Genomic DNA, 24,408 nt, shown 5'->3' with positions numbered 1-24,408 from the left:
ACGTTACGTTTGTCAATCATCACATTTCCACAACGCCGTCGGGTATTGACCGACACGTCCCCGGGCGGCAGCATCGGGACGTACGAGGCTCACGACACATCACTGTCTGCTGTGTCCAGTGTCGGTCGTCGTGAGACGACTGGTGACTGTTTCGTACGGATCCCAGACGGTGGCGGGACTCCCACTCCCGGCCGGTACCTAGGAGGACCATGTCGGTCAGCCCCGCCTCGCCCCGTGCCGGCTGGTCCGGTCCACCACCCTCCGGAGCCGCCCGGCCACCGGCCGCCCCGCGCCGGGGCGCCGGTCCGGCGACGGCCACCGTCACGGTCACCGTCTCCATTCCCCTGCTGGCGGGTGAGGAGGCGCTGTCCCCGTCCACGCGCCGGCTGCTCGATGCCGCACGTGAGCTGGTGGAACGCGGCGAAGCGACGGTTGAGGTGCCGACCGCTGGCCTGCACCGGGTGGTGCCGGCGGGACCGGGGTCGGCGGTCGGGTCCACCGAGTCGGAGCCCACTCCGGTCGTCAGCGGCCGGCCGATCGACCGGGCCGGCCGGTCCGCCACGGCCACCGCCGCCGCGCTGCATGTGATGGTCGCCTCGCGGACCGTCCTGCTCGACGGGGAACCGCTGCCACTGACCCGCCTCGAGTTCGACCTGCTGCTGCACCTGGTGGAGAACCCGCGCCGAGTGTTCACCAGGCTGCAGTTGCTGGCCGCCGTCTGGGGGTACGAACACACCGGGGTGCGCACGGTCGACGTGCACATCCGGCGGCTGCGGGTCAAGGTCGGCGAGACCCCGATCATCACCACCGTCTACGGGGTGGGCTACCGGCTCTCCGACGACGTGCGGATCACCGTCGACCCGGCCGGCTGACCTGCTCTCGCGACCAGGTTTGCCCGCCGTCGACCACGGGTATGAGCGGGATCTTCGCGGCGATCGGCGACGCGGCCCGGTGGGCCGCCACGGATCGCCGCGGTCGATTCCGAAGGGGGATGGCGCATGCTGATGCACGACGTGAAGCGGCGATCGGGCCTCGACGACCCGGCGACCGTCGACCGCGACCAGATCAGGGCCGCCCTGACCAGCCGGTACGACGAGCTCACCGCCGAGTACGAGCAGGCGATGGCGCAGAGTCAGGTGCTGCGGCTGATCGAGGGCAGCGACACCGCCGGCGACGACCAGGCCGACAGTGGTACCAAGACCGCCGAACGCGACGCGGCACAGTCGCTGATCCGCACCATCCTGGACCGCCGTACCCAGTTCGAGCACGCGCTCGCCCGACTCGCCGCCGGCGACTACGGACACTGCGAGGGTTGTGCCGAGCCGATCCCCGTCGAGCGTCTGCAGATCTACCCGTCCGCGACGACCTGCGTCACCTGTAAGCAGTCGCGGGAGCGACGGGCGGCCTGACGCGGCCCGTTGGCTTCCGGCGGCGGTCATTCCAGCGGGGTGACCGCCGCTCACCCCCTCGTCGGCCACGATGGAGCGGCCCCCCGGACCGTGACCCGACTGCACGAGGGGGATCAGCCATGGCGACCGCCCAGCTCACCGCGATCGACTCGACGGTGGACAAGACGAACCGGATGCTCACCGAGATCGAGCACGAATTCGGGTGGCCGGCCGAGCGCCGTCACCAGTCCTACTCCGCTCTCGCCGCGGTGCTGCACGCCCTGCGGGACCGACTTCCGCTGGCCGAGGTGGTCCATCTCGGCGCACAGTTGCCGATGTTGGTGCGGGGGCTCTACTACGACGGTTGGGATCCGACCTCGGCACCGGCCAAGCTGGACCGGTCCGAGTTCGTCGGTCGGGTTCGGCGCGACTTCCGGTTCGATGTCGACGGCGGTGCCGAGCAGGTCATCCGTACCGTCGCCGACGTGCTCCGTCGGCACGTCAGTGCGGGGCAGTGGCAGGACGTGGCCGCGACCGTACCGGCGGACCTGCGCAACCTGCTCGATCCGTGACCTGCCGGTCCGTGCCGGCGCGGGCAGCGGGCTCCCGGCACCACGTGCGGAGCCTGCCGCCTGCGCTCACCCACCCGGCTCGATGGTCACCGTCGAGGTCAGGCGACGTCGATGGTCGACCTGTCGAACCGGCCCGGTCAGCCGCAACCGCAGCTGTGCCCGTACGTCGAGGCTCGACGCGGCCAGCCACAGCAGCAGGTCACCCGGCTCGACGATGCGTCGTCCGTCCCGGCCGGTGAAGCAGGACAGGTCCATCGAGACATCGAACTCGACGCGGCGAGACTCGCCCGGTGCCAACTCGACGCGGGAGTAACCGATCAGGCGGGCCACCGGCCGGGTCACCTGGGCCACCGGGTCGTGCAGGTAGAGCTGGACGACGTCGGCACCGGTGCGGGCGCCGGTGTTGGTCACCCGCACCGTGACCCGTACCGCGCCGTCGGTGCCGATCTCCAGAGCGGCGCCGTCGGGGTCGACCGGGGCGCCGTCGACCAGCGGCGTCGACCAGTCGAACGTGGTGTAGGACAGCCCGTGCCCGAACGGGAACAGCGGGCTGGGGTCGACGTTGCTTACTTCGCTGCGGTGTGCCAACGCGGGACTGAGGTAACCGGCGGGCTGCCCGCCCGGTAGCCGGGGAACCCCGATCGGCAGCCGGCCGGAGGGGCAGACCCGGCCAGTGAGGATTCCGGCGACCGCCGGCCCGCCTTCGGCCCCGGGGAAGAAGGCCTGAAGCACCGCGGCGAGCCGGTCGGCGAACTGACCGAGGGCATACGGCCGGCCGGTGAGCAGCACCAGGACCACCGGTGTGCCGGTGGCCACCAACGCCTCGATCAACTCGCCCTGCCTACCGGGCAGTTCCAGGTCGGTGGCGTCGCAACCTTCGCCGGAGGTGCCGTTGCCGAACAGGCCGGCCCGGTCGCCGACCACCGCCACGCAGATGTCGGCACGGGCCGCGGCGTCGGCGGCTACCACGATGCTCGGGATGTCCTGGGCGTCGACCGGTCCGGTGGCGACGTGCTCGATCGTCGTGTCGGGAAGCTCGGCGCGCAGCGCGGCCAGCACGGTCGTCATCCGCAGCTCGTCGTCGGCGCCGGCCGGGGCCGACCCGACATGGCTGGGGAAGGTGTAGCAGCCCAGCATCCCGGTCAACGAGTCGGCCAACGGGCCGACGACGGCGATCCGACCCTGGGACGGCAACGGCAGGCAGCCGTCGTTGCTCACCAGCACGACCGACTCCTCGGCCAGGCGACGGGCGAGTTCCCGGTTCGTCGCCGAGTCCAGGTCGACCGGCTGGCGCGCCGTCGCATCGGCGACCGCGGGTGGCACCGGCGACCACTGGGGGTCGAGCAGGCCGAGTTCGCACTTCTGCCGCAGCACCCGGGTGAGCGCGCGGTCGACGACGGATTCCGGCACGGTGCCCCGGCGCACCGCCTCGACCAGCGGAGCTCCGTAGCAGCGGACCCCCGGCAACTCCACGTCCACCCCGGCAACCAGGGCGAGCGCGGCGGCGGCGGCGGGGCTGTCTGCCACCCCGTGCAGCAACTCCAGGAACGACACGCCGAAGTAGTCGGCGACGACCGTACCGGTGAATCCCCACCGCCCGCGTAGCAGATCGGTCAGCAGGCCGCTGTCGGCCGCCGCCGGAACGCCGTCGACCTCGGCATAGGAGTGCATCACCGAGCGGGCACCGCCGTCGCGTACCGCCATCTCGAACGGCAGCAGCAGCACGTCGGCGAACTCCCGAGGGCCGACCGACACCGGAGCGAAGTTACGTCCGGCCCGCGACGCCGAGTAGCCGGCGAAGTGCTTGAGGGTGGCGACGACGCCGGCTGACTCCAGACCCCGCACGTACGCCGTCCCGATCGTGCCGACCAGGTAGGGGTCCTCGCCAATGGTCTCCTCGGTACGGCCCCAGCGAGGATCCCGGGCGACGTCGAGCACCGGGGCCAGGCCCTGATGCACCCCGACCTGCCGCATGTCCTGCCCGATCCGGGCGGCCATCTGCGCCACCAGGTCCGGATCGAAGCTGGCACCCCAGGCCAGCGGGGTGGGGTAGACCGTCGCACCCCAGGTCATGAAGCCGGTCAGGCACTCCTCGTGGACCAGAGCGGGGATGCCGAACCGGTTTCCGGCGACGATCTCGGCCTGGACCCGGGCCAGGGCGCGGGCCCCGTCGACGGGTAGCACCGCCGTGGTGCCGAACGGGCGGGTCAGCTGCCCCAGTCCGTTCTGCAGCAGCTCGGCCCAGTCGACGGTGTCGTCGACCAAATCGTGTTGCAGCGGTGCCATGTCGTCGATCGAGGCGTTGGCGCCGCGCCAGAAGCTGGACAGTTGTGCCACCTTCTCGGCCAGCGACATCCGGCTGAGCAGGTCGAAGACCCGATCCTGCACCGCGAGCATCGGGTCGCGCCACGACGCCGGCTCCTCGGCGAGCTGGGCCGGACCGCTGCCGCCGGCTGTCGTGGCGGCCCGCGACCGGTCATCCTGCCCGGTGCCCACCACCGTGTCGCCCGGGGCATCGTCCTTGCTGCTCACCCGCAGTCTCCCGTCCGTCCTCGCCGGGACCTGCCCGGTCCTGTTCCCGCCGCCCGTCGTCACTACTTTTCCGACATGTTTCCGGAAATTTGCGGCTCCGTCGAGGCCTCGTGGCCGGCAACTTGTTGGCACCCGGGCGGGTATGATCGGCCGGCGCCGCATGTCCGCGCGTGGTCGCGGTCGGCGGCCCCGGGGCCTGCCGGGCGGGCGAGTTCCGGAACGTGCTGCGCAACAGGCCGGGTCGCCACCCGCCCCCGCTGCCACGACGATGTCGCCGCGGGGCTGCTGCCAAGCGCTTTCCCGGTGCGGCAAGATGGGTTGCGGACGCGGTGGGCGGTGCCGGACCGACTGGCGGAACGTTCGGCCGTACGCTGAAGTCTCGACGAAGGAGCTGCTGTGACGGTCGACGAAGGACGCAGGATCACCATCACCGCGATCGCCCAGGAGGCCGGTGTCTCGGTGCCGACCGTGTCACGGGTGCTCAACGGCCGCAACGACGTCGCCCCGCAGACCCGCGAGCGGGTGGAGGAGCTGCTGCGCCGGCACGGATACCGGCGTCGGGCCACCCGGTCGCGTGCCGGTGCGAGCCTGATCGACCTCGTCTTCAACGACCTGGACAGCCCCTGGGCCGTGGAGATCATCCGGGGCGTCGAGGACGTCGCTCACGCCGCCGGCGTCGGTACGGTCGTCTCGGCGATCCACCGCCGTTCCACCTCGACCCGGCAGTGGCTGCAGAACCTGCGTACCCGGGCGACCGACGGCGTCATCCTGGTCACCAGCGAGTTGGCTCCGCCGCTGCACACCGAGCTGCGCCGACTCAACGTACCGATGGTCCTGGTCGACCCGGCCGGCGTGCCCAGCCTGGACATCCCCACCATCGGCGCCACCAACTGGGCCGGTGGGCTCCGCGCCACCGAACACCTGATCTCGCTCGGGCACCGCCGGATCGGTTTCGTCGCCGGGCCACCACGCCTGCTGTGCAGCCGGGCCCGCCTGGACGGCTACCGGGCCGCGCTGGAGGCGGCAGAGATCCCGCTGCGGCCGGAGTACATCATGCCGGGCGACTTCTACCACGAGTCGGGGTTCGAGGGTGCCGCCGCGTTACTGGAGTTGGACGAACGGCCGACGGCGATCTTCGCCTCCAGCGACCAGATGGCGCTGGGCGCGTACGAGGCGCTGCGGCTGCGCGGACTACGGGTGCCCGACGACGTCAGCGTCATCGGATTCGACGACCTGCCGGAGGTCCGCTGGTCCTCACCGCCGCTGACCACCGTCCGGCAACCACTGGCCGAGATGGGTCTGCTGGCCGCCCGTACGGTCCTGCGGCTTGCGCAGGGCGAGTCCCTGGACACCCCCAGGGTCGAACTGGCCACCGAACTGGTCGTACGGGACAGTTGCGCCCCCTATCCGGGTCAGTGAGTCCGATCGGCGTCGTCGGGGCACGCTGCGGTTAGCGGGCCCTCGACCCGGGTACCACTCGACGGCACGATCACGACGTCCGCGTACCGGCGGGCGTCGGACACGCCGCAGGGGGCAACCATGAAACTCGACGACGACGACATTCGCAGCAGCGGCCCGTCCGCCGGTCACGGCCCGGCCGACGGCGGGGCCAATCCGGCCGGTCACGACGGGGGCGCCGACGGCGGTGCCGCACCGGCCGCGGGGGAGGGCCTCGCCGACGGCGGGGCGAACCCAGGTGGTCACGACGGCGGAGCCGACGGCGGTGCCGGGCCCCGGGCCAAGGAGGGCCCGGCCGACGGCGGGGCCAACCCGGCCGGTCACGACGGCGGTGCCGACGGCGGCGCCAACCGGCGGTGACCAGCGTCGCCACGCGACCAGCCGGTCAGCCGGGCGGGGTGGCACCCCGCCCGGCCCTGGCGCGCTGTGTCGCCGTCGAGCCGGCGAAGTTCGCCGCCACCTACTGGGGACGGGCTCCGCTACTGTCGCGTGCCGCCGACCTGGCGAACCCGGTCGGCTTCACCGATCTGCTCGACCGGGACGCCGCCGACGAACTGCTGAGCCGCCGCGGGCTGCGCACACCGTTCATCCGGGTGGCCCGCGACGGTGCCGTGCTCGCCGAGTCGGCGTACACCGGAAGCGGCGGGGCCGGCGCCGAGATCGGCGACCAGGTCCTCGACGAGCGGGTGCTCGGGCTGTACGCCGACGGCGCCACCATCGTGCTGCAGGGGCTGCACCGGCTCTGGCCGCCGATCATCGACTTCACCACCGAGCTATCCGCCGCGCTGTGCCAACCGTTGCAGGTCAATGCGTATCTGACCCCAGCGGGCAGCCAGGGCTTCGCGACCCACTACGACACTCACGACGTGTTCGTGCTGCAGGTACGGGGGCGTAAACGGTGGCGCGTGCACGCACCGGTGCTGGCCGACCCGCTGCCCCGGCAGACGTGGTCGGGCCGGGCCGACGAGGTCGCCGCCCGCGCCGACGGACCGCCCGCGCTCGATGTCGTGCTGGCTCCCGGCGACGCGCTCTACCTGCCCAGGGGCTGGCTGCACAGCGCCACCGCCCAACACGACAGCTCCCTGCATCTCACCGTCGGGGTCCGGTCCTGGACCCGGTTCTCGCTGGTGGAGGCGTTGCTGGAGTTGGCGGTCGACGAACCCGGGCTGCGGGCGTCGGTGCCGATGGGCACCGACCTGACCGACCCGTCGGGTGTCGCACCGGAACTGACCGCCACGGTCACCGCGCTGCGGGACTGGCTGACCCGGGTGACCCCCGCGCAGCTCGCGGCCGAGCTGCGTCAGCGGGGCCGGCACGTCACCCGACCGGCCCCGATACGGCCGCTGGAACAGGCCGACCGGCTCCATGCGCTCGACCTCGACGACATGATCCGCCGACGGCAGGGTCTGTCGTGGCGGCTGGTCCCGCAACCGCCGGACCGGATCGCGGTCGAGGTGTTCGACCGTACCGTCAGTTTCCCAGCACCGTGTGCGCCCGCGTTGCGGGCCGTGCTGCACGCCCGCCGGATCCGGGTCGGTGACCTGCCTGGCCTGGCCGACGACGACCGGTTGGTGCTGGCGAGGCGATTGCTGCGCGAGGCGATCGCCGTCGTCGGCTGAGCCGCCGGTCACCCACCCGGCGCGCGGCGGCCGGTCGGACGCCCCGTCACCGCAGCAGGCCGACCAGGGCCACCGTGGTCACCCCTCCGGCGATCAGCACGGTGGCAACGGCACGCAGGTGCAGCATCGCATGTCGGCGGTCGGCGAGCGCCTTGGCCGGGGCCAACCCGAACAGCGGTCCCAGCAGGGTCACCACCAGGGCGATCACCGGCATGCCGACCGCCAGATCGCCGCCGTAGCGCTGGCCCACCCAGCGGGCCAGCGTGGCGAGGCCGAACGCCGCCGCCGCGCCGAGCGCGCCGAACAGCGCCAGCACCGGCTGCGCCGCCGGGGTCAGCGCACCGGGTTCGGCCGAGCGTTCGGCCAGTGCCCGGGCGTGGTCCAGCCAGACCTGTGGACCTTCCAGGCCACCGTCGGCGGTGGGACCAGCCGCCGGTGCCGGCAGCCCACCGAAGCGGTCGGCGACCGGGCCGAGCTGGTATCCGATCTCGGTCCAGATCTGCGCCGCTTCGCGGTCGACCTCCGCTACGTCGTGTGCGGCGTCGGCGTGCGCCTGCAGCAGGTCGTCGACCTCGGCCTGGGCTGCGGTCACCGCGTCCTGCGCGATGGTGCGGCGCTGCGCGTACCAGTGGTGCGCCTCGTCGCGACGGGCCTGCACCGCCGCCGCCAGCTCGGCCAGCCGGCGCATCGCCGCCGGATAGGAGTCGTCCATCAGACCAACCCGTACGGGATGATGACTTCGGCGGTGCGGTGCACCGTCCGGTCGAAGAACAGCGCCCGCCACGGCCGGGGGTACCAGGTCGGTCCGCCGGCCTTCGGATACAGCGGCGGGGCGAGCTCGGCACCGTGTACGTCGAGCGCGACCCACGCGCCGATCTGGTCGGTCCGCGACCCGATCCCGCCGAGGTCGTCGCGCATCCGGGCGACCCCACGCCACCAGCCCAGCACGTGGGTGTGCCGTTCCGGGCCCAGGTGCAGCACCCGGCGGAGCCGGTCCAGGCCGGACTGACCGGCGAACTTGGCGGCCAGCCGCCCGGCTGCGGCGTCCACCGCGTACAGCACCAGGAAGTGCGGCCGGACGGGGGCGTCCACGGCGTCGACCGCCAGCCGGTCGGCGGTGTCGGCGAGTAGTCCACCGACGGTGTCCAGGTCGTACAGGCCGGTCCCGGCCGGCAGTGCGGCGTGCAGTTGCCGGGCGGCGGCCACCGCGTCCGGATCGAGGCAGGCGAGGTCGAACCGGGCCGCGCCGGGCGGGTACTGCCGCGCGAGGGAGCGGGCGGCGGCGTCGAGCAGCGCGCAGGCCTCGTCGATCCGGGTGCCCAGCACCGCCAGGTTGCGACCGGGCGCCCGGGGCAGCCCCAGCCGTGCCGAGCGGGCCAGGACGTCGATCGTCTCCCCGAGCAGCGCGACCGGCTCGTGCGGCCCGGACCCGTCGCCCGACAGGGCCAGGTAGTCCGGGGCCTGGGCCAGCCGGGGCACCGCGTCCCCGTCGAACAGTCGCGGCGGCGCCAGCCCGTCCGGCCGCCGTCGCCACAGCCGGTGCTGCAGCTCCTGCCAGGTGTCCCGGTCACTGGCGGCCGGGACCCGGACCACCTGGTTCGCCTCCAGCGCCCCGGACTCGGCGTTGACCACGGCGTGGTGGCGCGGCAACGCCTCGGCGGCGGTGTTCGTCTCCGGCAGGATGCGCCGCGCCTTCGGTAACGCGATCCGGAGCGCGAACTGGGCGATCAGCGCGGTCCGGCCCCACAGCGCCTGGATGCCGGAGACGTCCTGTGAGGCGAGGATCAGGTGGATGCCCTGCGACCGGCCGCGCCGGGCCAGGTCCTCCAGCAGGGTCGCCGCCTCCGTGGCCAGCGCGTCGTTGCCGGCGAGCAGCACCTGGAACTCGTCGATCACCGCCACGATCCGGGGCCACCGGCCCTGCGGGTCCTCGGCCCGCAGCTCGGCCAGCTTGGTGACCTCGTGCCGCTTCGCGGCGTCGGCCCGCCGCCGCAACTGGGCGCCGAGGAAGTGCAGCATCGCCAACCCGAACTCCCGGTCGGTGTTGACGTTGACGCCGACCAGCCGCACATGCGGCAGGAAACTCGGATCCCGGCGCCCGGGGGCGAACCGCGCGAAAGACACCCCCTCCTTGAAGTCCAGCAGGTAGAACTCCAGCTCCGTCGGGGAGTAGCGGGCCGCGAGCGCACCGATCCACGCGTAGATCAGATTGGTCTTGCCGGTGCCGGACGGCCCACCGATCAGCGCGTGCGGTGGGTAGTCGCTCAACGTCACTTCCACCGGGCGACCGTGGGGACTCTCGCCGACCGGAGCGGTGATCCCGCTGGTCGCGTCACCGGTCCATTCCTGCTCGGGCAGCAGGTCCGCGAAGGCCGCCGGCTCCGGGCCGGCCATGATCGCGGACGCGACCTCCCGGCAGGTACGGGTGACCAGCTCGGGTGGCGGCGGCGGATCGAGGCGGACCGGCAACTGGGCGTAGCCGCTGACCCTGGCGGTCCCACCGGAGACCGACACGGTGGTCAGCGCGGGTGTGTCGCCCAACGGCACGTCGCGGACCACCAGGTGGACCCCGCAGGCGGCCCCGGCGCGAGCGATCCGGTCCAGCTGGGCCCGTTCGTGCCGGGACAGCTCCTCACCCGCGCTACCCAACAGGACGGCGATGCGCCACGGTTCGGGACGGCGGCCGGTGGCCGCCGCCAGTTCGCGCAGTGAACCGAACTCGCCGGCGAGCACGGTCTCGTTGATCCGCCGGACGTGGTCGACCAGTTCGTCCAGGTGCCGGCCGAGTCCACCCGGCCCGACGAAGCTCAGCAGCCCCGGACCGGCCAGCGGGGCGAAGCCGGCCAGACCGCCGCCGAGGTGCTCCGGGTCGTACCCGGTCAGGCGCACCCCGCCCGGTGCCGCCCGGCCCAGCGCTCGCAGCAGCAACGTGCTGATCACGGTGTCGCGGCCGGCCAGGTCGTCGCCGTCGACCAGCACGTGGCCGTGATCCAGCAGCGGTACGAGAGCGGGCACCAGAGGTCCGCCGGTGAGCCCGGTCAGCCCGATCCGCAGCATCCCGGGCGGTTCGGAACGCTGCGCCGGGGTCGGTGTCCAACCGGTCCAGTCGCTCGACGCCGCACCCGGTGCGGCCCGGGCGGCGGCGGCCACCGCCACCTCGGCCGCCGCCGTTATCCGGCCCTGATAACGCGCGGTGAGCTCAGCCAGCCGTTGGTCCCGGTGCGCGCCCGCCCGGGCCGGTACCTGCTCGGCGGCTCGCTGGGCACGTTTGAGCTGGTGCTCGGCCGCCGCGAGATCGGCCTCGACCAGGTCCAGCTGGTCACGCGCTGCCGCCCGGGCGTGGCTCAGCGCCCGGCGGACCCTGGCGACCAGCTCGGTCCGCGTGTCAGGCATCGCGCCTCCGCAGGGCCTGCGGCTGCTCCGGCCGCAGGGTCTGCGGATCGCGGTCGAGCAAGCGCAGCACCACCCCGGTGAGCACCGCCCCGGCGACGGCGGAGTCAGCGGGGTGCGGTGGCGGTGGCGGTTCGTCGTGCCGGCCCGCCGCCACCTGCTGCTCGACCGGCACCCGACAGATCCGGGCCAGCAGGGTATGCAGCACCGGCTCCGGCATCCCGGGCAACAGTTCGCGGACCCTCGCGGCGGTCGCCGAGGTCAGCGCCGGCAGGTCCTCGGGGCGTGGTTCGTGGTCGAGCAGGTCGCCGGTCAGCCGGTGCAGAACCGGCGGGGTGATCGCGGCCAGACCCAATCCGGTGGGCGCGGCGACGGCGGCCAGGTCCCGGTGCAGTGCCGTGCGGTCGGTCCGCGCGACCGCTGCCGCCACCTGACGCAGCAGGTGTGCAGTGTCGGACACGGCGCCGGCCGGCCCGTCCTGGTCGATCTGTCCGCTGTCGGTCAGCTCGGCGACCCGTACGGCCCACCAGTTGCCCAGCCGTGGTGCATCGGTGTGCCCCGGCTGCCGCTCGCCGTCGGGATCCGCCGGCCGATCGCGGTCGGTCAGCGCGGCCCGCCAGGACCCGTCAGCGCCCGCTGCCTGGCCGATGCCGATCGACGCCAGGTAGTCGGCGATCGACTGCCGGGTGGCCTCCACCGCGTACCCGGCCTGCTCGGCGTGTTCGACGGCGCCGAGCAGCTGCGGTACGGCGAGTGGATCGGCGGACTGCTGGCGTACCCAGATGAGCAGTTCGGTCGCGGCGCGCAGCCGTTCGACCGCTACGGTGATCTGGCCGACCGGCAGGTCGTCGGCGGTGGCCTGGACCCGTGCGGCGAGGTTCTCGACGAGCGACATCGGGCTACAGCGTCGCGGAGTACGTCTGGGCCTGTTCCACGGCGGCGAGGGTGGCGGCCAGACACTCCTCGAGCTCGGAGCTGGCCTGGAAGAGCGCGGCCTGGGCGGCACCTACCGCCTCGTGGCCGCTGCCGTCGAACGCCGCCGCCAGGCTCTGCTGGGCCTCGGCGATCTTCTCGCTGGCCGCCTGCACGGCGGCCTGACCCTCCGACACCTGCATGATCGCGGCTTCGATGGCGGACTTGACCTCGGCGACACTCGCCACGGGTGAAACCTCCTCGGCGCTGGAAGGCTCTATTAGAGCTTACCGCCGGCGGGTGATTGCTGCCCGGCTGTCCGATCCTGCAGATGGGCTGAGCGTCCACGTCCCGGTACCGACCGTGGCAGGCGGCGCCACCTGCGGAACTGGCGGCACCGACGCGGCGGCTTCAGTCTGAATACGGGCCGCCCTCCAGCGGGTCGGCCGGATGCCGCTCGGCCGGTGGCGGTGCCGGTGACCCGGTCTGGCGGCGACCGAGCTGATCGGTCAGCCATCGCGGGCCGCGTACCGCCGCGCCGGCGGCACCCACCCGTTGTCGCAGCCGCCGGTCGGCCGTGACCACCGTGACCGGCCCGGTAGCGGCGGCACGCTCGGCGACGAGCGCCACGATGAGGTCGTCACCGGAGCCGGCGGTGGCGGCGACCCGCACCGTGGGGATCCCCTCCAGGGTGCGGGCCGCGCCCTCGACGACGAGCACCACCTCGGCCACCGGCCCGAGGCCGGGCAGGTCGCGTCCGGCGAGTCCGGTCAACTGGTCGCGCAGCCTGGCCGCCGCGCCGAGCCGGTCGCGCCACCAGCCGTCGGGTCGTGACCCGACCACGTTGGCGCCGTCCACGATCAGCAGGTGTGCCATCCGGTCAGCCTGCCAGCCACGGTCGGCGCACCCACGGCCGACGTCCGCCGGGCGGGTCGGACCCGGCTCCCGTCGCCGGCGTCGACCCGCCGCGAGTCGCCGCCGCCGGCCCGGCGTACCGCGTCGTGGACCACGGCCGTCGTCGGTGTTTGTACCGGTCCGCCCCGGGTAGCCACTGCCCGGGCCACCGCCGGGGGTGACCCGGGCAGGGGGCGCGAACCATGAGTGACGGACCGTACGGCCCGGGCGGGCTGGGCACCGATCCCTGGGAGGATCTGCTCGCCCGGTTCCTCAGCGGCGGCGAGCCACGGCTGCCGGTGCACCGGGTGGACATCACCCGGCTGATGAGCGCCGACGCCCGGGACCTGTTGACCTCGGCCGCGCGGCGGGCCGCCCACTCGGGCACCAGCGACCTGGACACCGACCATCTGCTGTGGGCGGCGTTGCAGCGCCAGCCGCTGCGTGACCTGGTCCGCCGGGCCGGCGCGGACCCGGACGGGCTGCTCAGCGAGCTGGGCGGGCCGGCCGCCGGCCGCGGTGAGGTGCCGGCCAACCTGTCGTTGACGCCGGCGGCCAAACGCGCCCTGCTCGACGCCCACCAGCTGTCCCGGGCCACCGGGGCCACCTACATCGGCCCGGAGCACGTGCTGATGGCCCTGGCGGTCAACCCCGAGTCCGCCGCCGGGCGGATGCTCGCCGCCGGTCATGTCGAGCCCGGCTCGCTGCAGAACGCCAGCGCCGAACGCGGCCGTGCCGGTTCCACCCGGTCCCGGTCCGCCCGGGGCACCCCGACGCTCGATCAGTACGGCCAGGATCTGACCGAGTTGGCCGCGCAGGGTGCGATCGATCCGGTGGTCGGCCGCGACGAGGAGATCGAGCAGGCGGTGGAGATCCTGTCCCGCCGGACGAAGAACAACCCGGTGTTGATCGGCGAGGCGGGGGTCGGCAAGACCGCGATCGTCGAAGGTCTCGCCCAGCGGATCACCGACGGTGACGTACCGCAGACCCTGACCGGCAAGCGGGTGGTGCAGCTCGACCTCGCCGGCCTGGTCGCCGGCACCCGGTACCGGGGCGACTTCGAGGAGCGGTTGAAGAAGGTCATCGACGAGATCCGGACCCACGGCGACGACCTGATCGTCTTCCTCGACGAGCTGCACACCCTGGTCGGTGCCGGCGGTGGGGGTGCCGAGGGATCGATGGACGCCAGCAACATGCTCAAGCCGGCGCTGGCCCGTGGACAGCTACGGGTGGTGGGGGCCACCACCTTGGACGAGTACCGGCGCAACATCGAAAAGGACGCCGCGCTGGCCCGACGGTTTCAACCGGTGCTGGTGCCCGAGCCGACCGTGGCCGACACCGTGGCGATCCTGCACGGCCTGCGGGACCGCTACGAAGCCCACCACCAGGTCCGGTTCGCCGACGACGCGTTGGTGTCGGCGGCCGAACTCGCCGACCGCTACATCAGCGACCGGTTCCTGCCGGACAAGGCGATCGACCTGATCGACCAGGCCGGCGCCCGGGTGCGGTTGCGGACCAGGACCCCGGCCGCCGACGTCCGCGAGCTGGAACGCGAGCTGGAGCAGCTGCACCGGGACAAGGCCCAGGCGGTCGCCGACGAGCAGTACGAACGTGCCTGCGCGCTACGTGACCAGCTGGCCGAGGCGCAGCGACGGATCGACGCCGCGCGCAGCCCCGACGGGGCACGGGTGCCGCAGGTCGGTGTCGAGGAGATCGCCGAGGTGGTGTCGCGGGCAACCGGGATTCCGGTCAATCAGCTCACCGAGGAGGAACGGGAACGGCTGCTGCGGCTGGAGGGGGAGCTGCACCAGCGGGTGGTGGGGCAGGACGACGCCGTCACCGCGGTCGCCGAAGCGGTCCGCCGCTCCCGCGCGGGGCTGGGCGACCCGGACCGGCCGGTCGGCAGCTTCTTGTTCCTCGGACCGACCGGGGTCGGCAAGACCGAGTTGGCCAGGGCGCTGGCGGCGGCCCTGTTCGGCGACGCCGACCGGATGATCCGCCTGGACATGAGTGAGTTCCAGGAACGGCACACGGTCAGCAGGCTGGTCGGCGCACCACCGGGTTACGTCGGGTACGACGAGGCCGGCCAGTTGACCGAGGCGGTCCGCCGTCGGCCGTACGCGGTGCTGCTGCTCGACGAGATCGAGAAGGCCCACCCGGACGTGTTCAACATCCTGCTGCAGCTGATCGACGACGGGCGGCTGACCGACAGTCAGGGCCGCACGGTGAACTTCCGCAACGTCGTACTGATCATGACGAGCAACCTCGGGTCGGAGCTGATCACCGGCGGCGGCCGCAGCGTCGGGTTCGGCGGCGTCGACGGCGACGGCCCCGACGACGACCTGCGGGCCCGCCTGCTGCGGCGGCTGCAGGAGGACTTCCGACCGGAGTTCCTCAACCGGATCGACGAGGTCATCATCTTCCGTCAGCTGGCCGCGCCGCAGCTGCGGCAGATCACCGACCTGCTGCTGGACGAGACGCGGCGGCGCCTGCACGCCCAGGACATCGCCGTGGAGGTCACCGACGCCGCCGCCGACTGGATCGCCCAGGCCGGGTACCAGCCGGAGTTCGGGGCACGCCCGATGCGCCGCACGATCCAGCGCGAGGTCGACAACCAGCTGTCCCGGATGCTCCTCGACGGTGCCCTGGCCGCCGGTCAGCGGGTCACGATCGACGCCGCCGACGACGGACTGCGCTTCGACGTCGGCGACAGCGCGCGGGCCCAGATGCAGCCGGCCCGGCCGTGAACCCGCAGGCGTCGACCGTGGCCCGAGGCCCCGACCGCCGAGCAGGTCACGGCTCGCCCGCAGCAGGCCGACTGGGACGAACCGGCGCGCGGCGTGGTGTGCCGAACCGAGTAGCCGGACCATGAGGAGGAGATGATGGCGGCACAGCGGCGTTCCCGGACCGCGACCGATGAGCTGTGGGACGACTTCCATTCCTGTGTGAACCTCAACTCCGAGCAGCTGCGGGACTGGCTGCTCACGGAGTCCTCCGGCGAGGAGGCATTCGGCACCGGCGACCTGTCGTTGCCCGAGCCCGGTCGCGCGGTGCTGGCCGTGCTGGGAAAACGCCGGGGCGACCTGACCGAGACGGACCGTCAGGTGATGGCCGACACGGTGGCGACCATCCGGGACCTGCTCGATCGGCGACCGCCGGCCGGGTCCGGCGATGACCGCTGGCGTCGGGCGTTGCTGGACCTCGGTCACGATCCGTTGCGTGCCGAGCGGCAGAGCTGACCCGGCCCGTCGCCGGTGGGACCCGGATGACGGGTCACCCACCGGCGACGGGCCGGGAGGTCGGTATCAGGGTCGGGTGATTCCCAGCGAGTAGCTGCCCGAGCCGCTGTACGCGTGCACCACGTACCGGTAGTAGCCCGACGATCCGTTGTAGGTCAGGGTCTCGTCCGGGCCGGGGCTGGTGCCACTGGCCACACTCACCCAGCTCGCGCCGCTCCACCGCTGCAGGTAGAGGTCGAAGTCCCGGCTGGTCGGCCCGTCCAGGCAGGCCCGGTGGGTGCCGGCACCGGCGGTGAAGTACGTGCCGCCCGGCTGGATCTGGGTGGCACCGGAGGACAACGTGCCCGAGTAGGTGTTCTGGTAGCCGCTGCAGGTGCCACCGCCGGGCGGCGGAGTGGTGGGCGGGGGAGTGCCGCCACCAGTGCCGGTACGCAGCGTCAGGCCGTACACCGACAGGATCTCGTTGACCGGCTGGAAGTAGGTGGTGCCGCCGATGCTGCAGTTGCCCGAGCCGCCCGAGGTGACACCCTGCGCCTGCTGACCGGACAGCCAGGAGCCGCCGGAGTCACCCGGTTCGGCGCAGGCGGTGGTCCGGGTCAGCCCGGACACGCTGCCCTGCGGGTAGTTGACCGTCGAGTTCTTGGCCTGGATGGTGCCGCACCGCCAGCCGGTGGTGGAGCCCGACCGGCAGACCGACGCGCCGACGGCCGCCTCGGCGGAGCCGGCCACGGTCACGTTGCCGCCGCTGTAGTTGTTCACCCAGGGCTGTGGGGTCCAGTTGGAGTTGGTCTGCACCCAGGCGTAGTCGTTGCCGGGGAACGACGAGCCCCGGAACGTGCCCTGGGAAACCTGGTTGTACCCCTGGGTCGCGGTGCCGACCGAACCGCAGTGGCCGGCGGTGACGAAGCCACCGGTGACCGAGAAACCGACCGAGCACCGGCCACCCATGTAGTAGGCGTCACCGCCGCGTACGTCGTACAACGTGGTCGGTGCCTCGTCGCTGCGTACCACCCGCACGGCGGCCGCGTCGGCCCCGCTGTCGGCGATGAACGTCCGGGCCCCGGCGGCGTCGCCGCGGGCCAGCACCACGACGGTGTTGGTCGCCACGTCGACGTACCAGCCGGCGACGGCATCGGCCGGGGCGTGCGTCGCACCGCGGTCCAGGGTGGCCTTCACCCGGTCCAGCTCCGCCTCGCCTCGAGCGACCACCTTGGCCTTCGCGCCGGCAGCGACGACCGCGGCGGCGTCGGCCGCGTCGGTGACCGCCACGGTCAGCGTCGCCCCGTCCGGTGACAACCAGGCACCGCCGAAGTCGGCCCCGAGCGTGGCCCGCAGCATCGCCTCCTTCTTGGCGGCACGGGCCTCGTCGGCGATCCGGGTCCGTGCCTGTTCGGCGGTCAGGCCGAGGTCACGCTGCATTGCCGCGAGCATCCCGGCGGACGCCGCGTCGGCGCCGGGCCGGGCCGCGGGGCCGTCGACGGGGGCCGCCGTGGCCGGCAGCGCGGCCAGGCCGGCCGCTGCCAGTGGCAGCACCGCGGCGGCGGCGGCTGCGATCAGTGGTCGTCTCATCTGCTCCCCTTGCCATCGTCGGGAGATGTCGTCACGGCCGTCCGGAGTCGACGCCGGCACCGTGCCGTCACCTGACACCCGGACCATCGACCTCAGTCGAAGGTCGGGTTCTCGTCAACGTAATGGCGATCTATGTCAGGGGGCAGATACCACCTGACTCATACCGTCACATCAGCGACTGCGAGCTGTGCTGACGTCCTAGGGTCGGCCGCCGTCGCTCGGCTGGCCGGTCAGCCCGGCGCGGCCGGGCTGCCGGCCAGCCCCTGCGCACCGAACCCGGGGTTGACGGCCAGCCACCCGAGGTACTGCGGATTGCGGGCGAGCGAGTCGGTGTAGGCCGACACCGCGTGCCCGAACACCCGGTCCGCCAGCGTCGCGGCCGGCGCGTCCGGATGCCACCCCAGCAACAGCCGCCAGCGCAGCGGCGCATCCGCCAACGGCCGGGTGACCAGGCCACTGATCGGCCGGAACGTCGCCTGGCACAGGGCGATCGCCTCGCCGGACTCGACCAGGTCGACACAGCCGCGGATGTCGGTCTCGTACATTTTGCGGGGGGTGAAGCCGGACCGGGCGCAGGCGGCGGCGAAGCAGTCACCGAAGCAGCCGTCGCCGGGTGCGGCGACCCACTGCTCGTCGGCGAGCATCCCCAGCTCGATCTCCCGGTGCTGCGCCATCGGGTGCGACTCCGGCAGCAGTACGAAGATCGCGTCGACCGCGACCGCGCGCCAGGCCAGGCCGAACTCCGACGACGGGGTCGCGTCGCCGCAGACCCCGGTGAGCGCGTAGTCGAGCCGCCCACCGAGGACCATCTGGGCGAGTTCGTCGACGTACCAGGACGCGTAGGTGCTGATCTGCGCCTGTGGCTGGTCGGCGGCGAGCCGATGCACCAGACCGCCGAGAATGGGGCTGTTCACCCCACCCAGCCGGAAGCGGCCCATCACACTGCCGGTGCCGGCCAGCCGGGCGGCTTCGTCCTGCAGCCCCTTCATCGCCGGCAGCAGCACCCGGGCGCGGGCCAGGACCAGTTCACCGAGCGCGGTGGGCCGGGCGCCCCGGCGGTCTCGCTCGAACAGCGGCCCGCCGAGGGTCCGTTCGATGCGTTGCAGTTGCGCGGTGAGCGCCGGCTGTGCCAGACCTAACATGGAGGCCGCCTTGGTCACGCTACCGGTCTCGGCGATGGCGCAGACCACCCGCAGGTGACGCAGCTCCAGGTTCATAACGTGACGGTAGGACCAAGACGGGATCGACGGGAAGACCTTCGATGTGGGAAACGTCCCACGACATCAATGTGAAACAGAACCCAACGGAGATCATCGATCAACCTGGGGTGTGGTCGGCGGCACCGTCGGTGACGGTTGCGGGATCGTCGGACGGCAGATCCTCCGGATAGGTGGTGCGGCCACTGGCCAGATCCCGGACCTTGTCCACCACGCCGATGGCCGGCGCCGTGACGCGGTTCCACGGTGGACGCGACGGCGCGTGCGGATGCGGGCGGGTGGGCGCGGCCTCCTCGGCGATCGCCGCCCGGTTGCCCAGCCGGATCAACTCCTCCGGCGTCGCGGCCGCCCGCAGTCGGGGCAGCAGGGTCGTCTCGACGAGGGCACGATGGCCTCGCCATCCGGCGGCCACCGTGTCGAGCGCCCGGTCCCGACCGGTGCCTGGCCCGCCCTCGTCGTCCGACGACGTCGACCCGCCGGGGTCGTCGGACGACGCGGCCCGCCAGGCGACCAACGCCGCCTGCAGGGTCTCGTCGGTGTCGAGTCCCGCTTGGGCCAGCCGCGCCCCGTCGTCGGGCACCGCCGCGCGTACCGCTGGGTACAGGTACTGCTCCTCGGCGGACAGATGCCGGGAGATCATCGCCACCAGCACGTCGGCGCCGCCGCGCCGCCGCGCCGGGTCGACCTCGTCGGCGAGCGCCGCGCAGAGCCGGTCGATCCGCGCGTGCTCCTCGACCAGCAGGGTCACCAGATCGGTGCCGCCGGGGTCGTGATGTGCGTCCTGCCCGCCCAGCGACGGGATCGGGGGGAGACCTACGGACACGCCTACCTCCTCCGGGCCGTACCGGGTGCCGGTGCATCCGGTGGCGCCCGCGGCGATACCCGGGCCTGCCGGCGGCCAAACACGCGACCACCACCGGCGGCGGCCAGACACGCGACCACCACCAGCCCTGGTCCGGCCCCCGCCACCGGCCACCGGGGCTGGGTCCAGGGCGGGCGGGCTGGTATGAAGAACCGCATGAGTGCACCGCCCGCGTCGCCGGCACCCGCCGAGGAGGTCGTGCGGATCTGCCGCGACCTGCTCCGGATCGACACCACCAACACCGGCGATCCGCTCACCTGCGCCGGTGAACGGGTCGCCGCCGAGTACGTCGCCGCCGAGCTCGCCGAGGTCGGCCTCGACAGCACCATCGTCGAGTCGGCACCGGGCCGGGCCAACGTCGTCGCCCGGATTCCCGGCACCGACCCCGCCCGGGGCGCGCTGCTGGTGCACGGCCATCTCGACGTCGTCCCGGCCGACGCCACCGAATGGTCGGTGCCGCCGTTCGCCGGCGAGGTGCGCGACGGCTACCTGTGGGGCCGTGGCGCGATCGACATGAAGGACTTCGACGCGATGATGCTCGCCGTCGTCCGGGACTGGCAGCGGACCGGGACCCGGCCGCCCCGTGACATCGTGCTGACCTTCACCGCCGACGAGGAGGCCGGCGGCCGGTACGGCGCACACCACCTCGTGCAGGAACGTCCCGACCTGTTCGACGGGTGCACCGAGGCGATCGGCGAGGTCGGCGGCTTCTCCTACACCGTCAGCGACGACCTGCGGTTGTACCTGATCGAGACGGCGGAGAAGGGCATCAACTGGCTCCGCCTGCACACCCGGGGACGTCCCGGGCACGGATCGATGGTGCACGACGACAACGCCGTCACCGCACTGTGCGAGGCGGTGGCCAGGGTCGGCCGCCACCAGTTCCCGATCGTCGTCACCCCGACCGTGCGGGACTTCCTGGCGGAGGTCTCCGACCTGCTCGGCATCGCGTTCGACCCCGACACCCCGGAGCTCACGATCGCCAAACTGGGACCGATCGCCAACATCATCGGTGCCACGATCCGCAACACCGCCAACCCGACCCGGCTGCAGGCCGGCTACAAGGAGAACGTCATCCCGGGCCGGGCCAGCGCCACCATCGACTGCCGGGTGCTGCCCGGCCAGGAGGCCCAGTTCCTCACCGAACTCCGGCAGATCGTCGGCCCGGACGTCGAGATCGAGCACGTCGAGCGGCAACCGGCGATCGAGACCAGTTTCGACGGGGCACTGGTCGACGCGATGGCGGCGGCGCTGCGCTGGGCCGATCCCGGTGCCCGGGTGGTGCCGTACATGCTCTCCGGCGGCACCGACGCCAAGGCGTTCCAGCAGCTCGGCATCCGCTGCTTCGGGTTCGCGCCGCTGCGGCTGCCGGCCGACCTGAATTTCTCCGCACTGTTCCATGGCATCGACGAGCGGGTGCCGATCGACGGGCTACAGTTCGGCGTGCACGTGCTCGACCGCTTCCTGCGGCAGAGCTGACCGACGGCCCGCACCGCCACCGGCCGGTGGGGCCAGATCACCCGTGAAGGGAACTTCATCCGCATGACCGACCAGCACACCGCACTCGACGCCGCGTTGGAGCAGGTGTTCCAGGCGGCCCGGGCACACCTGGACACGGTCAAGGCCGCACAGGGCCGCATCGACGACGACGCGGTCTGGCAGGCGTACGTGACCCTCAACAACGCCTCCTACGCCTACGACGAGCTGCTGCTGGACGCGTTCGGGGAGGTCACCCCCTGGGACGTCGAGTCGATCGACCCGCAGGAGGCCGACGAACGGTTCGGCGTCGGTGCCGGCGGTGTCGACGGCGGCGAGCCGGACGACCCGCATCCGCGGTTGGTCTCGGTGCGGCAGCGCCGTGACTACCGGGTGCCGTCGGTGGCGGCGCTGATCCGCATCGCCGAGGCGGCCCGTCGTCAGGGCGCCCCGCCCACCGAGGAGACCGAGCCGGTGACCGGGGTCGGTGAGGCGGTCCTGGAACTGCTGCAGGCCGGCGACGGCTCGCTCGGCGCGCTGGACATCCCCGAGCTGGACCCGCTCGACGGGGTGGTGACGGTGCACGAGGTGGGCACGCCGCTGGACCCGGAGGCGCTCGATGTCGACGACGTCGACGCCGCGTTCCGGTCGGCACCGGGCGACGAGATCGTCGGGCGCCTCGACGAGCACGCCTACCTGTCGGACGACGACGACGCCGTCACCGAGGCGGAGCCCATCGGACGGGGCTGAACCGTCGTCGCTGCCGCGACCCGGTCAGACGGAAAGGCCGGGTTGCGGCAGCGCGGCGACCTTGCGGCGCAGCACCACCTGACGGGTGCCGTCGCGGTACAGACGTACCCGGGCCAGTTCCCAACCGGAGAACTCGGCCTGGATCGCGAGCTGCGCGGCGGCGGTCACCCGGTCGACGTTCGGCGGTAACCGCAGCGGCGCGTATTCGTAGTCCATGGACCCATCCTGCCGGGCCGGCGGCGCACTGTCACCCGAGGTCTGCGGCTGCGGCGGTGCCGCCGGTCACCCGTCGCGCTCCGGGTAGCCGACCGGTGGCGCGGACACGTCGTCGAGGGCCCGGGCGATCTCCGCCGGCAGCGTCATCCGTTCGACCTGCAGCGCGCCCACGAGCTGGCCCGCGGTGCGCGCACCGAGGATCGGCGCGGTGACTCCCGGTCGGTCCCGCACCCAGGCCAGCGCCACCTCCAACGGTGCCACTCCCAGCCCGGCTGCGGCGGTGGCGACCGCCTCGACGATGCTCGAACACCGCGGCTCCAGATAACCCGCGACGAACCGTTCCAGATGCGTCGACGCGGCCCGGGAGTCGACCGGCCGGCCGTGCCGGTACTTGCCGGTGAGCACCCCGCGCCCCAGCGGTGACCAGGCCAGCAGACCCAGCCCGAGGGCGGTGCAGGCCGGTAGCACCTCGCGCTCCACGCCGCGCTGCAACAGCGAGTACTCCACCTGGACGGCGACCACCGGCGCCCGGCCGGGCACCGCTGTCTGCCAGGCGGTGGCCTGCGCCGTCTGCCAGCCGCTGAAGTTCGACACTCCGGCGTAGCGCACCCGACCGCTGGCGACGGCCAGGTCCAACGCCGCGAGGGTCTCCTCCAACGGGGTCTGCGGGTCGTAGCCGTGCACCTGCCACAGGTCGACGTAGTCGGTGCCGAGCCGGCGCAGCGAGGCGTCGAGGGTGCGCAGCAGGTGCCAGCGGGACGTGTCCCGTCGGCGTGGACCGCCAGGTCGCAGCCCGGCCTTGGTGGCGATGACCAGGTCCTCGCGAGGGACCATGCTGTCCAGCATCGCCCCGATCACCGCTTCGGCGTCGCCGTCGCCGTACACGTCGGCGGTGTCGACCAGGTTGCCGCCGGCGTCCAGGTAGTTCTTCAACTGCGCCGCCGCGTCGTCGGCGTCGGTGTCCCGGCCCCAGGTCATGGTGCCGAGCGCGAGCCGGGAAACCGCCAGCCCGCTGCGGCCGAGCGGTCGCTGCTGCATGGGTGAACCTTATGCAGAACCCGGCGGTACGGATATCCTCGCTCCTGTCAACCCCGGTAACCTGCCCGGACATCCGGTCTCCGGCGAGTCGTCCCGGCCGGTCGTCCAACGGCGGCGGACGATTGCGTACCCTGATGCGGCTTGCCACCCGGCTCCCGCCGGGTGGGCGCGTCGACGCCCCGTGCGCGGGGGATGGGGGATGACGGGAGTGCGACTCGGGCTCAGCCTCGGTTACCTCACCTCCACCGGTTCGCCGGTGGAGCACCTGGCCCTGACCCAGGAGGCCGATCGGCTCGGCTATGCGGTGGTCTGGGTGGCTGAATCGTACGGCTCCGACTCGCCGAGCGTACTGGCCTGGTTGGCCGGTCAGACCAGCCGGATCGACGTCGGTGCGGCGGTCATGCAGATCCCGGCGCGTACCCCGGCGGCGACCGCGATGACGGCCGCCACGATCGACACCCTCTCCGGCGGTCGGTTCCGACTCGGCCTGGGGGTGTCCGGACCGCAGGTCTCCGAGGGATGGCACGGCGTACGGTTCGGACAGCCGCTGGCGCGGACCCGGGAGTACGTCGAGATCGTCCGCCGCGCGGTCGCCCGCGAGCGCGTCGAGTACGCCGGTGAACACTATCCGTTGCCGCTGCCGGACGGTCCCGGCAAGGCCCTGCGACTCAACTTCCGTCCGCCACGGTCACGGATCCCGATCTACCTGGCCGCGGTCGGCCCGCGCAACCTGGAGCTGGCCGGCGAGATCGCCGACGGCTGGCTGGCGGTGTTCTACTCGCCGGAGGCGGCGGCCGACCAGTTGGCGGCGGTCACCGTCGGTCGGTCCCGCGTCGGAGCGGAGCTGGCCGGCTTCGACGTGGTGCCGACCGTACCTGTGGTGGTCGGCGACGACGTGTCCGCCTGCGCGGACCTGGTGCGCGGCTACGCCGCGCTCTACATCGGCGGGATGGGCAGCCGGTCGCGCAACTTCTACCACCAGCTGGCCACCCGGATGGGGTTCGGCGCGGCCGCCGACGTGGTCCAGGACCACTATCTGGCCGGCCGGGTCCGGGACGCCGCCGCCGCCGTTCCGCTGGAATTCATCGACCGTACGTCGCTGCTGGGTCCGCCGACGCGGATCGCCGAGCGGATCGGTGACTTCGCCGCGGCCGGGGTGACGACGCTGTCGGTGAGCCTGTTCGGCGACGACGTGGAGGAGAAGAAGGCGACCTTGCGGACGGTGGCGCAGGCACTCGACACCGCCGGGGTGGGCCAGTGAGTCACCGGCGGGCAC

Annotated in this window: 21 protein-coding genes and 1 pseudogene; 11 read left to right on the top strand and 11 right to left on the bottom strand. The window is 72.8% G+C overall.

Features of this window, described 5'->3' with window-relative positions; genetic code table 11:
- Nucleotides 1–209: 209 nt before the first annotated feature.
- The 3 genes from O7623_RS05200 to O7623_RS05190 all read left to right on the top strand — a co-directional run bounded on the left by O7623_RS05200 (nucleotide 210) and on the right by O7623_RS05190 (nucleotide 1,960).
- Entirely contained in the window at nucleotides 210–872 is a 663-nt protein-coding gene (locus O7623_RS05200) for a winged helix-turn-helix domain-containing protein (RefSeq protein ID WP_282227450.1), read from the top strand.
- Nucleotides 873–998: 126 nt separating this feature from the next.
- Nucleotides 999–1,409 (top strand): TraR/DksA C4-type zinc finger protein, encoded by a 411-nt coding sequence (locus O7623_RS05195; protein ID WP_282227449.1) that lies wholly within the window; start codon nucleotides 999–1,001, stop codon nucleotides 1,407–1,409.
- Nucleotides 1,410–1,528: 119 nt separating this feature from the next.
- On the top strand, nucleotides 1,529–1,960 hold the full coding sequence (locus tag O7623_RS05190; RefSeq protein WP_282227448.1) for a DUF2267 domain-containing protein: 432 nt from the start codon (nucleotides 1,529–1,531) through the stop codon (nucleotides 1,958–1,960).
- A gap of 66 nt (nucleotides 1,961–2,026) precedes the next feature.
- Here O7623_RS05190 and O7623_RS05185 read toward each other — a convergent pair whose 3' ends face one another.
- The gene (locus O7623_RS05185) at nucleotides 2,027–4,492 is read right to left on the bottom strand and encodes a glycoside hydrolase family 3 N-terminal domain-containing protein (RefSeq protein ID WP_348775126.1); all 2,466 of its coding nucleotides are present in this window, start codon (nucleotides 4,490–4,492) and stop codon (nucleotides 2,027–2,029) included.
- Between the two features lie 396 nt (nucleotides 4,493–4,888).
- On the opposite strand from O7623_RS05185, the gene O7623_RS05180 reads away from it, so the two are divergent.
- The 3 genes from O7623_RS05180 to O7623_RS05170 all read left to right on the top strand — a co-directional run bounded on the left by O7623_RS05180 (nucleotide 4,889) and on the right by O7623_RS05170 (nucleotide 7,569).
- The gene (locus tag O7623_RS05180; protein WP_282227447.1) at nucleotides 4,889–5,911 is read left to right on the top strand and encodes a LacI family DNA-binding transcriptional regulator; all 1,023 of its coding nucleotides are present in this window, start codon (nucleotides 4,889–4,891) and stop codon (nucleotides 5,909–5,911) included.
- A 120-nt stretch (nucleotides 5,912–6,031) separates the two neighbouring features.
- Nucleotides 6,032–6,310: a BatC protein gene (locus O7623_RS05175; protein ID WP_282227446.1), complete on the top strand. Its 279-nt coding sequence runs from the start codon at nucleotides 6,032–6,034 to the stop codon at nucleotides 6,308–6,310.
- Complete coding sequence (locus O7623_RS05170; protein WP_282227445.1) at nucleotides 6,307–7,569, top strand: cupin domain-containing protein; 1,263 nt, start codon at nucleotides 6,307–6,309, stop codon at nucleotides 7,567–7,569. Before O7623_RS05175 ends, O7623_RS05170 begins: the two co-directional genes overlap by 4 nt.
- 46 nt (nucleotides 7,570–7,615) lie before the next feature.
- Here the strand turns inward: O7623_RS05170 and O7623_RS05165 are convergent, their stop codons facing one another.
- From O7623_RS05165 to O7623_RS05145, 5 genes and pseudogenes are all read right to left on the bottom strand, one after another.
- Complete coding sequence (locus tag O7623_RS05165) at nucleotides 7,616–8,281, bottom strand: hypothetical protein (RefSeq protein ID WP_282227444.1); 666 nt, start codon at nucleotides 8,279–8,281, stop codon at nucleotides 7,616–7,618.
- Nucleotides 8,281–10,962: an FtsK/SpoIIIE domain-containing protein gene (locus O7623_RS05160; protein WP_282227443.1), complete on the bottom strand. Its 2,682-nt coding sequence runs from the start codon at nucleotides 10,960–10,962 to the stop codon at nucleotides 8,281–8,283. The genes O7623_RS05165 and O7623_RS05160 overlap by 1 nt, the downstream gene beginning before the upstream one ends.
- Nucleotides 10,955–11,854, bottom strand: a complete 900-nt coding sequence (locus O7623_RS05155) for a hypothetical protein (RefSeq protein WP_282227442.1) — start codon at nucleotides 11,852–11,854, stop codon at nucleotides 10,955–10,957. Before O7623_RS05155 ends, O7623_RS05160 begins: the two co-directional genes overlap by 8 nt.
- A gap of 4 nt (nucleotides 11,855–11,858) precedes the next feature.
- Nucleotides 11,859–12,119 carry a hypothetical protein gene (locus O7623_RS05150; protein WP_282227441.1) on the bottom strand — a complete coding sequence of 87 codons (261 nt, stop codon included), beginning with the start codon at nucleotides 12,117–12,119 and terminating at the stop codon, nucleotides 11,859–11,861.
- Nucleotides 12,120–12,372: 253 nt separating this feature from the next.
- Nucleotides 12,373–12,747, bottom strand: a pseudogene (locus tag O7623_RS05145) (hypothetical protein); the annotation flags it as partial.
- A 221-nt stretch (nucleotides 12,748–12,968) separates the two neighbouring features.
- Between O7623_RS05145 and O7623_RS05140 the strand changes: the two are divergent.
- Both O7623_RS05140 and O7623_RS05135 read left to right on the top strand, forming a co-directional pair.
- The gene (locus tag O7623_RS05140) at nucleotides 12,969–15,512 is read left to right on the top strand and encodes an ATP-dependent Clp protease ATP-binding subunit (protein WP_282227440.1); all 2,544 of its coding nucleotides are present in this window, start codon (nucleotides 12,969–12,971) and stop codon (nucleotides 15,510–15,512) included.
- A 135-nt stretch (nucleotides 15,513–15,647) separates the two neighbouring features.
- On the top strand, nucleotides 15,648–16,004 hold the full coding sequence (locus tag O7623_RS05135) for a DUF3140 domain-containing protein (RefSeq protein WP_282227439.1): 357 nt from the start codon (nucleotides 15,648–15,650) through the stop codon (nucleotides 16,002–16,004).
- Between the two features lie 66 nt (nucleotides 16,005–16,070).
- Here the strand turns inward: O7623_RS05135 and O7623_RS05130 are convergent, their stop codons facing one another.
- The 3 genes from O7623_RS05130 to O7623_RS05120 all read right to left on the bottom strand — a co-directional run bounded on the left by O7623_RS05130 (nucleotide 16,071) and on the right by O7623_RS05120 (nucleotide 19,613).
- The gene (locus O7623_RS05130) at nucleotides 16,071–17,573 is read right to left on the bottom strand and encodes a S1 family peptidase (RefSeq protein WP_282227438.1); all 1,503 of its coding nucleotides are present in this window, start codon (nucleotides 17,571–17,573) and stop codon (nucleotides 16,071–16,073) included.
- A 230-nt stretch (nucleotides 17,574–17,803) separates the two neighbouring features.
- The gene (locus O7623_RS05125; protein ID WP_282227437.1) at nucleotides 17,804–18,790 is read right to left on the bottom strand and encodes a LysR family transcriptional regulator; all 987 of its coding nucleotides are present in this window, start codon (nucleotides 18,788–18,790) and stop codon (nucleotides 17,804–17,806) included.
- 100 nt (nucleotides 18,791–18,890) lie between these two features.
- Complete coding sequence (locus tag O7623_RS05120; protein WP_282227436.1) at nucleotides 18,891–19,613, bottom strand: hemerythrin domain-containing protein; 723 nt, start codon at nucleotides 19,611–19,613, stop codon at nucleotides 18,891–18,893.
- Between the two features lie 195 nt (nucleotides 19,614–19,808).
- Here O7623_RS05120 and O7623_RS05115 point away from each other — a divergent pair, with 195 nt between their 5' ends.
- Together O7623_RS05115 and O7623_RS05110 are read left to right on the top strand one after the other, a co-directional pair.
- Nucleotides 19,809–21,131, top strand: coding sequence for a M20/M25/M40 family metallo-hydrolase (locus tag O7623_RS05115; protein WP_282227435.1), 1,323 nt, complete (start codon nucleotides 19,809–19,811; stop codon nucleotides 21,129–21,131).
- A 63-nt stretch (nucleotides 21,132–21,194) separates the two neighbouring features.
- Nucleotides 21,195–21,878 carry a hypothetical protein gene (locus O7623_RS05110; protein WP_282227434.1) on the top strand — a complete coding sequence of 228 codons (684 nt, stop codon included), beginning with the start codon at nucleotides 21,195–21,197 and terminating at the stop codon, nucleotides 21,876–21,878.
- A gap of 24 nt (nucleotides 21,879–21,902) precedes the next feature.
- On the opposite strand, the gene O7623_RS05105 is transcribed toward O7623_RS05110, so the two are convergent.
- Together O7623_RS05105 and O7623_RS05100 are read right to left on the bottom strand one after the other, a co-directional pair.
- Nucleotides 21,903–22,094 (bottom strand): DUF5703 family protein, encoded by a 192-nt coding sequence (locus O7623_RS05105; RefSeq protein WP_282227433.1) that lies wholly within the window; start codon nucleotides 22,092–22,094, stop codon nucleotides 21,903–21,905.
- A 66-nt stretch (nucleotides 22,095–22,160) separates the two neighbouring features.
- Nucleotides 22,161–23,132, bottom strand: a complete 972-nt coding sequence (locus tag O7623_RS05100) for an aldo/keto reductase (RefSeq protein ID WP_282227432.1) — start codon at nucleotides 23,130–23,132, stop codon at nucleotides 22,161–22,163.
- 208 nt (nucleotides 23,133–23,340) lie between these two features.
- Here O7623_RS05100 and O7623_RS05095 point away from each other — a divergent pair, with 208 nt between their 5' ends.
- Nucleotides 23,341–24,393 (top strand): LLM class F420-dependent oxidoreductase, encoded by a 1,053-nt coding sequence (locus O7623_RS05095; protein WP_282229314.1) that lies wholly within the window; start codon nucleotides 23,341–23,343, stop codon nucleotides 24,391–24,393.
- The last annotated feature ends 15 nt before the right edge of the window (nucleotides 24,394–24,408 follow it).

Source organism: Solwaraspora sp. WMMD791, assembly GCF_029581195.1.
Classification (GTDB): domain Bacteria; phylum Actinomycetota; class Actinomycetes; order Mycobacteriales; family Micromonosporaceae; genus Micromonospora_E.
The sequence above is the reverse complement of the archived record's forward strand: the minus strand, read 5'-3'. Positions and strand labels throughout refer to the sequence as shown.

Coding starts and splice junctions, on each gene's coding strand:
- O7623_RS05140 (WP_282227440.1), top strand. CDS start 12,969: ATGAGTGACGGACCGTACGGCCCGGGCGGGCTGGGCACCGATCCCTGG.
- O7623_RS05130 (WP_282227438.1), bottom strand. CDS start 17,573: ATGAGACGACCACTGATCGCAGCCGCCGCCGCCGCGGTGCTGCCACTG.
- O7623_RS05115 (WP_282227435.1), top strand. CDS start 19,809: ATGAGTGCACCGCCCGCGTCGCCGGCACCCGCCGAGGAGGTCGTGCGG.
- O7623_RS05110 (WP_282227434.1), top strand. CDS start 21,195: ATGACCGACCAGCACACCGCACTCGACGCCGCGTTGGAGCAGGTGTTC.
- O7623_RS05125 (WP_282227437.1), bottom strand. CDS start 18,790: ATGAACCTGGAGCTGCGTCACCTGCGGGTGGTCTGCGCCATCGCCGAG.
- O7623_RS05175 (WP_282227446.1), top strand. CDS start 6,032: ATGAAACTCGACGACGACGACATTCGCAGCAGCGGCCCGTCCGCCGGT.
- O7623_RS05165 (WP_282227444.1), bottom strand. CDS start 8,281: ATGGACGACTCCTATCCGGCGGCGATGCGCCGGCTGGCCGAGCTGGCG.
- O7623_RS05155 (WP_282227442.1), bottom strand. CDS start 11,854: ATGTCGCTCGTCGAGAACCTCGCCGCACGGGTCCAGGCCACCGCCGAC.
- O7623_RS05195 (WP_282227449.1), top strand. CDS start 999: ATGCTGATGCACGACGTGAAGCGGCGATCGGGCCTCGACGACCCGGCG.
- O7623_RS05160 (WP_282227443.1), bottom strand. CDS start 10,962: ATGCCTGACACGCGGACCGAGCTGGTCGCCAGGGTCCGCCGGGCGCTG.
- O7623_RS05190 (WP_282227448.1), top strand. CDS start 1,529: ATGGCGACCGCCCAGCTCACCGCGATCGACTCGACGGTGGACAAGACG.
- O7623_RS05100 (WP_282227432.1), bottom strand. CDS start 23,132: ATGCAGCAGCGACCGCTCGGCCGCAGCGGGCTGGCGGTTTCCCGGCTC.
- O7623_RS05135 (WP_282227439.1), top strand. CDS start 15,648: ATGGCGGCACAGCGGCGTTCCCGGACCGCGACCGATGAGCTGTGGGAC.
- O7623_RS05200 (WP_282227450.1), top strand. CDS start 210: ATGTCGGTCAGCCCCGCCTCGCCCCGTGCCGGCTGGTCCGGTCCACCA.
- O7623_RS05105 (WP_282227433.1), bottom strand. CDS start 22,094: ATGGACTACGAATACGCGCCGCTGCGGTTACCGCCGAACGTCGACCGG.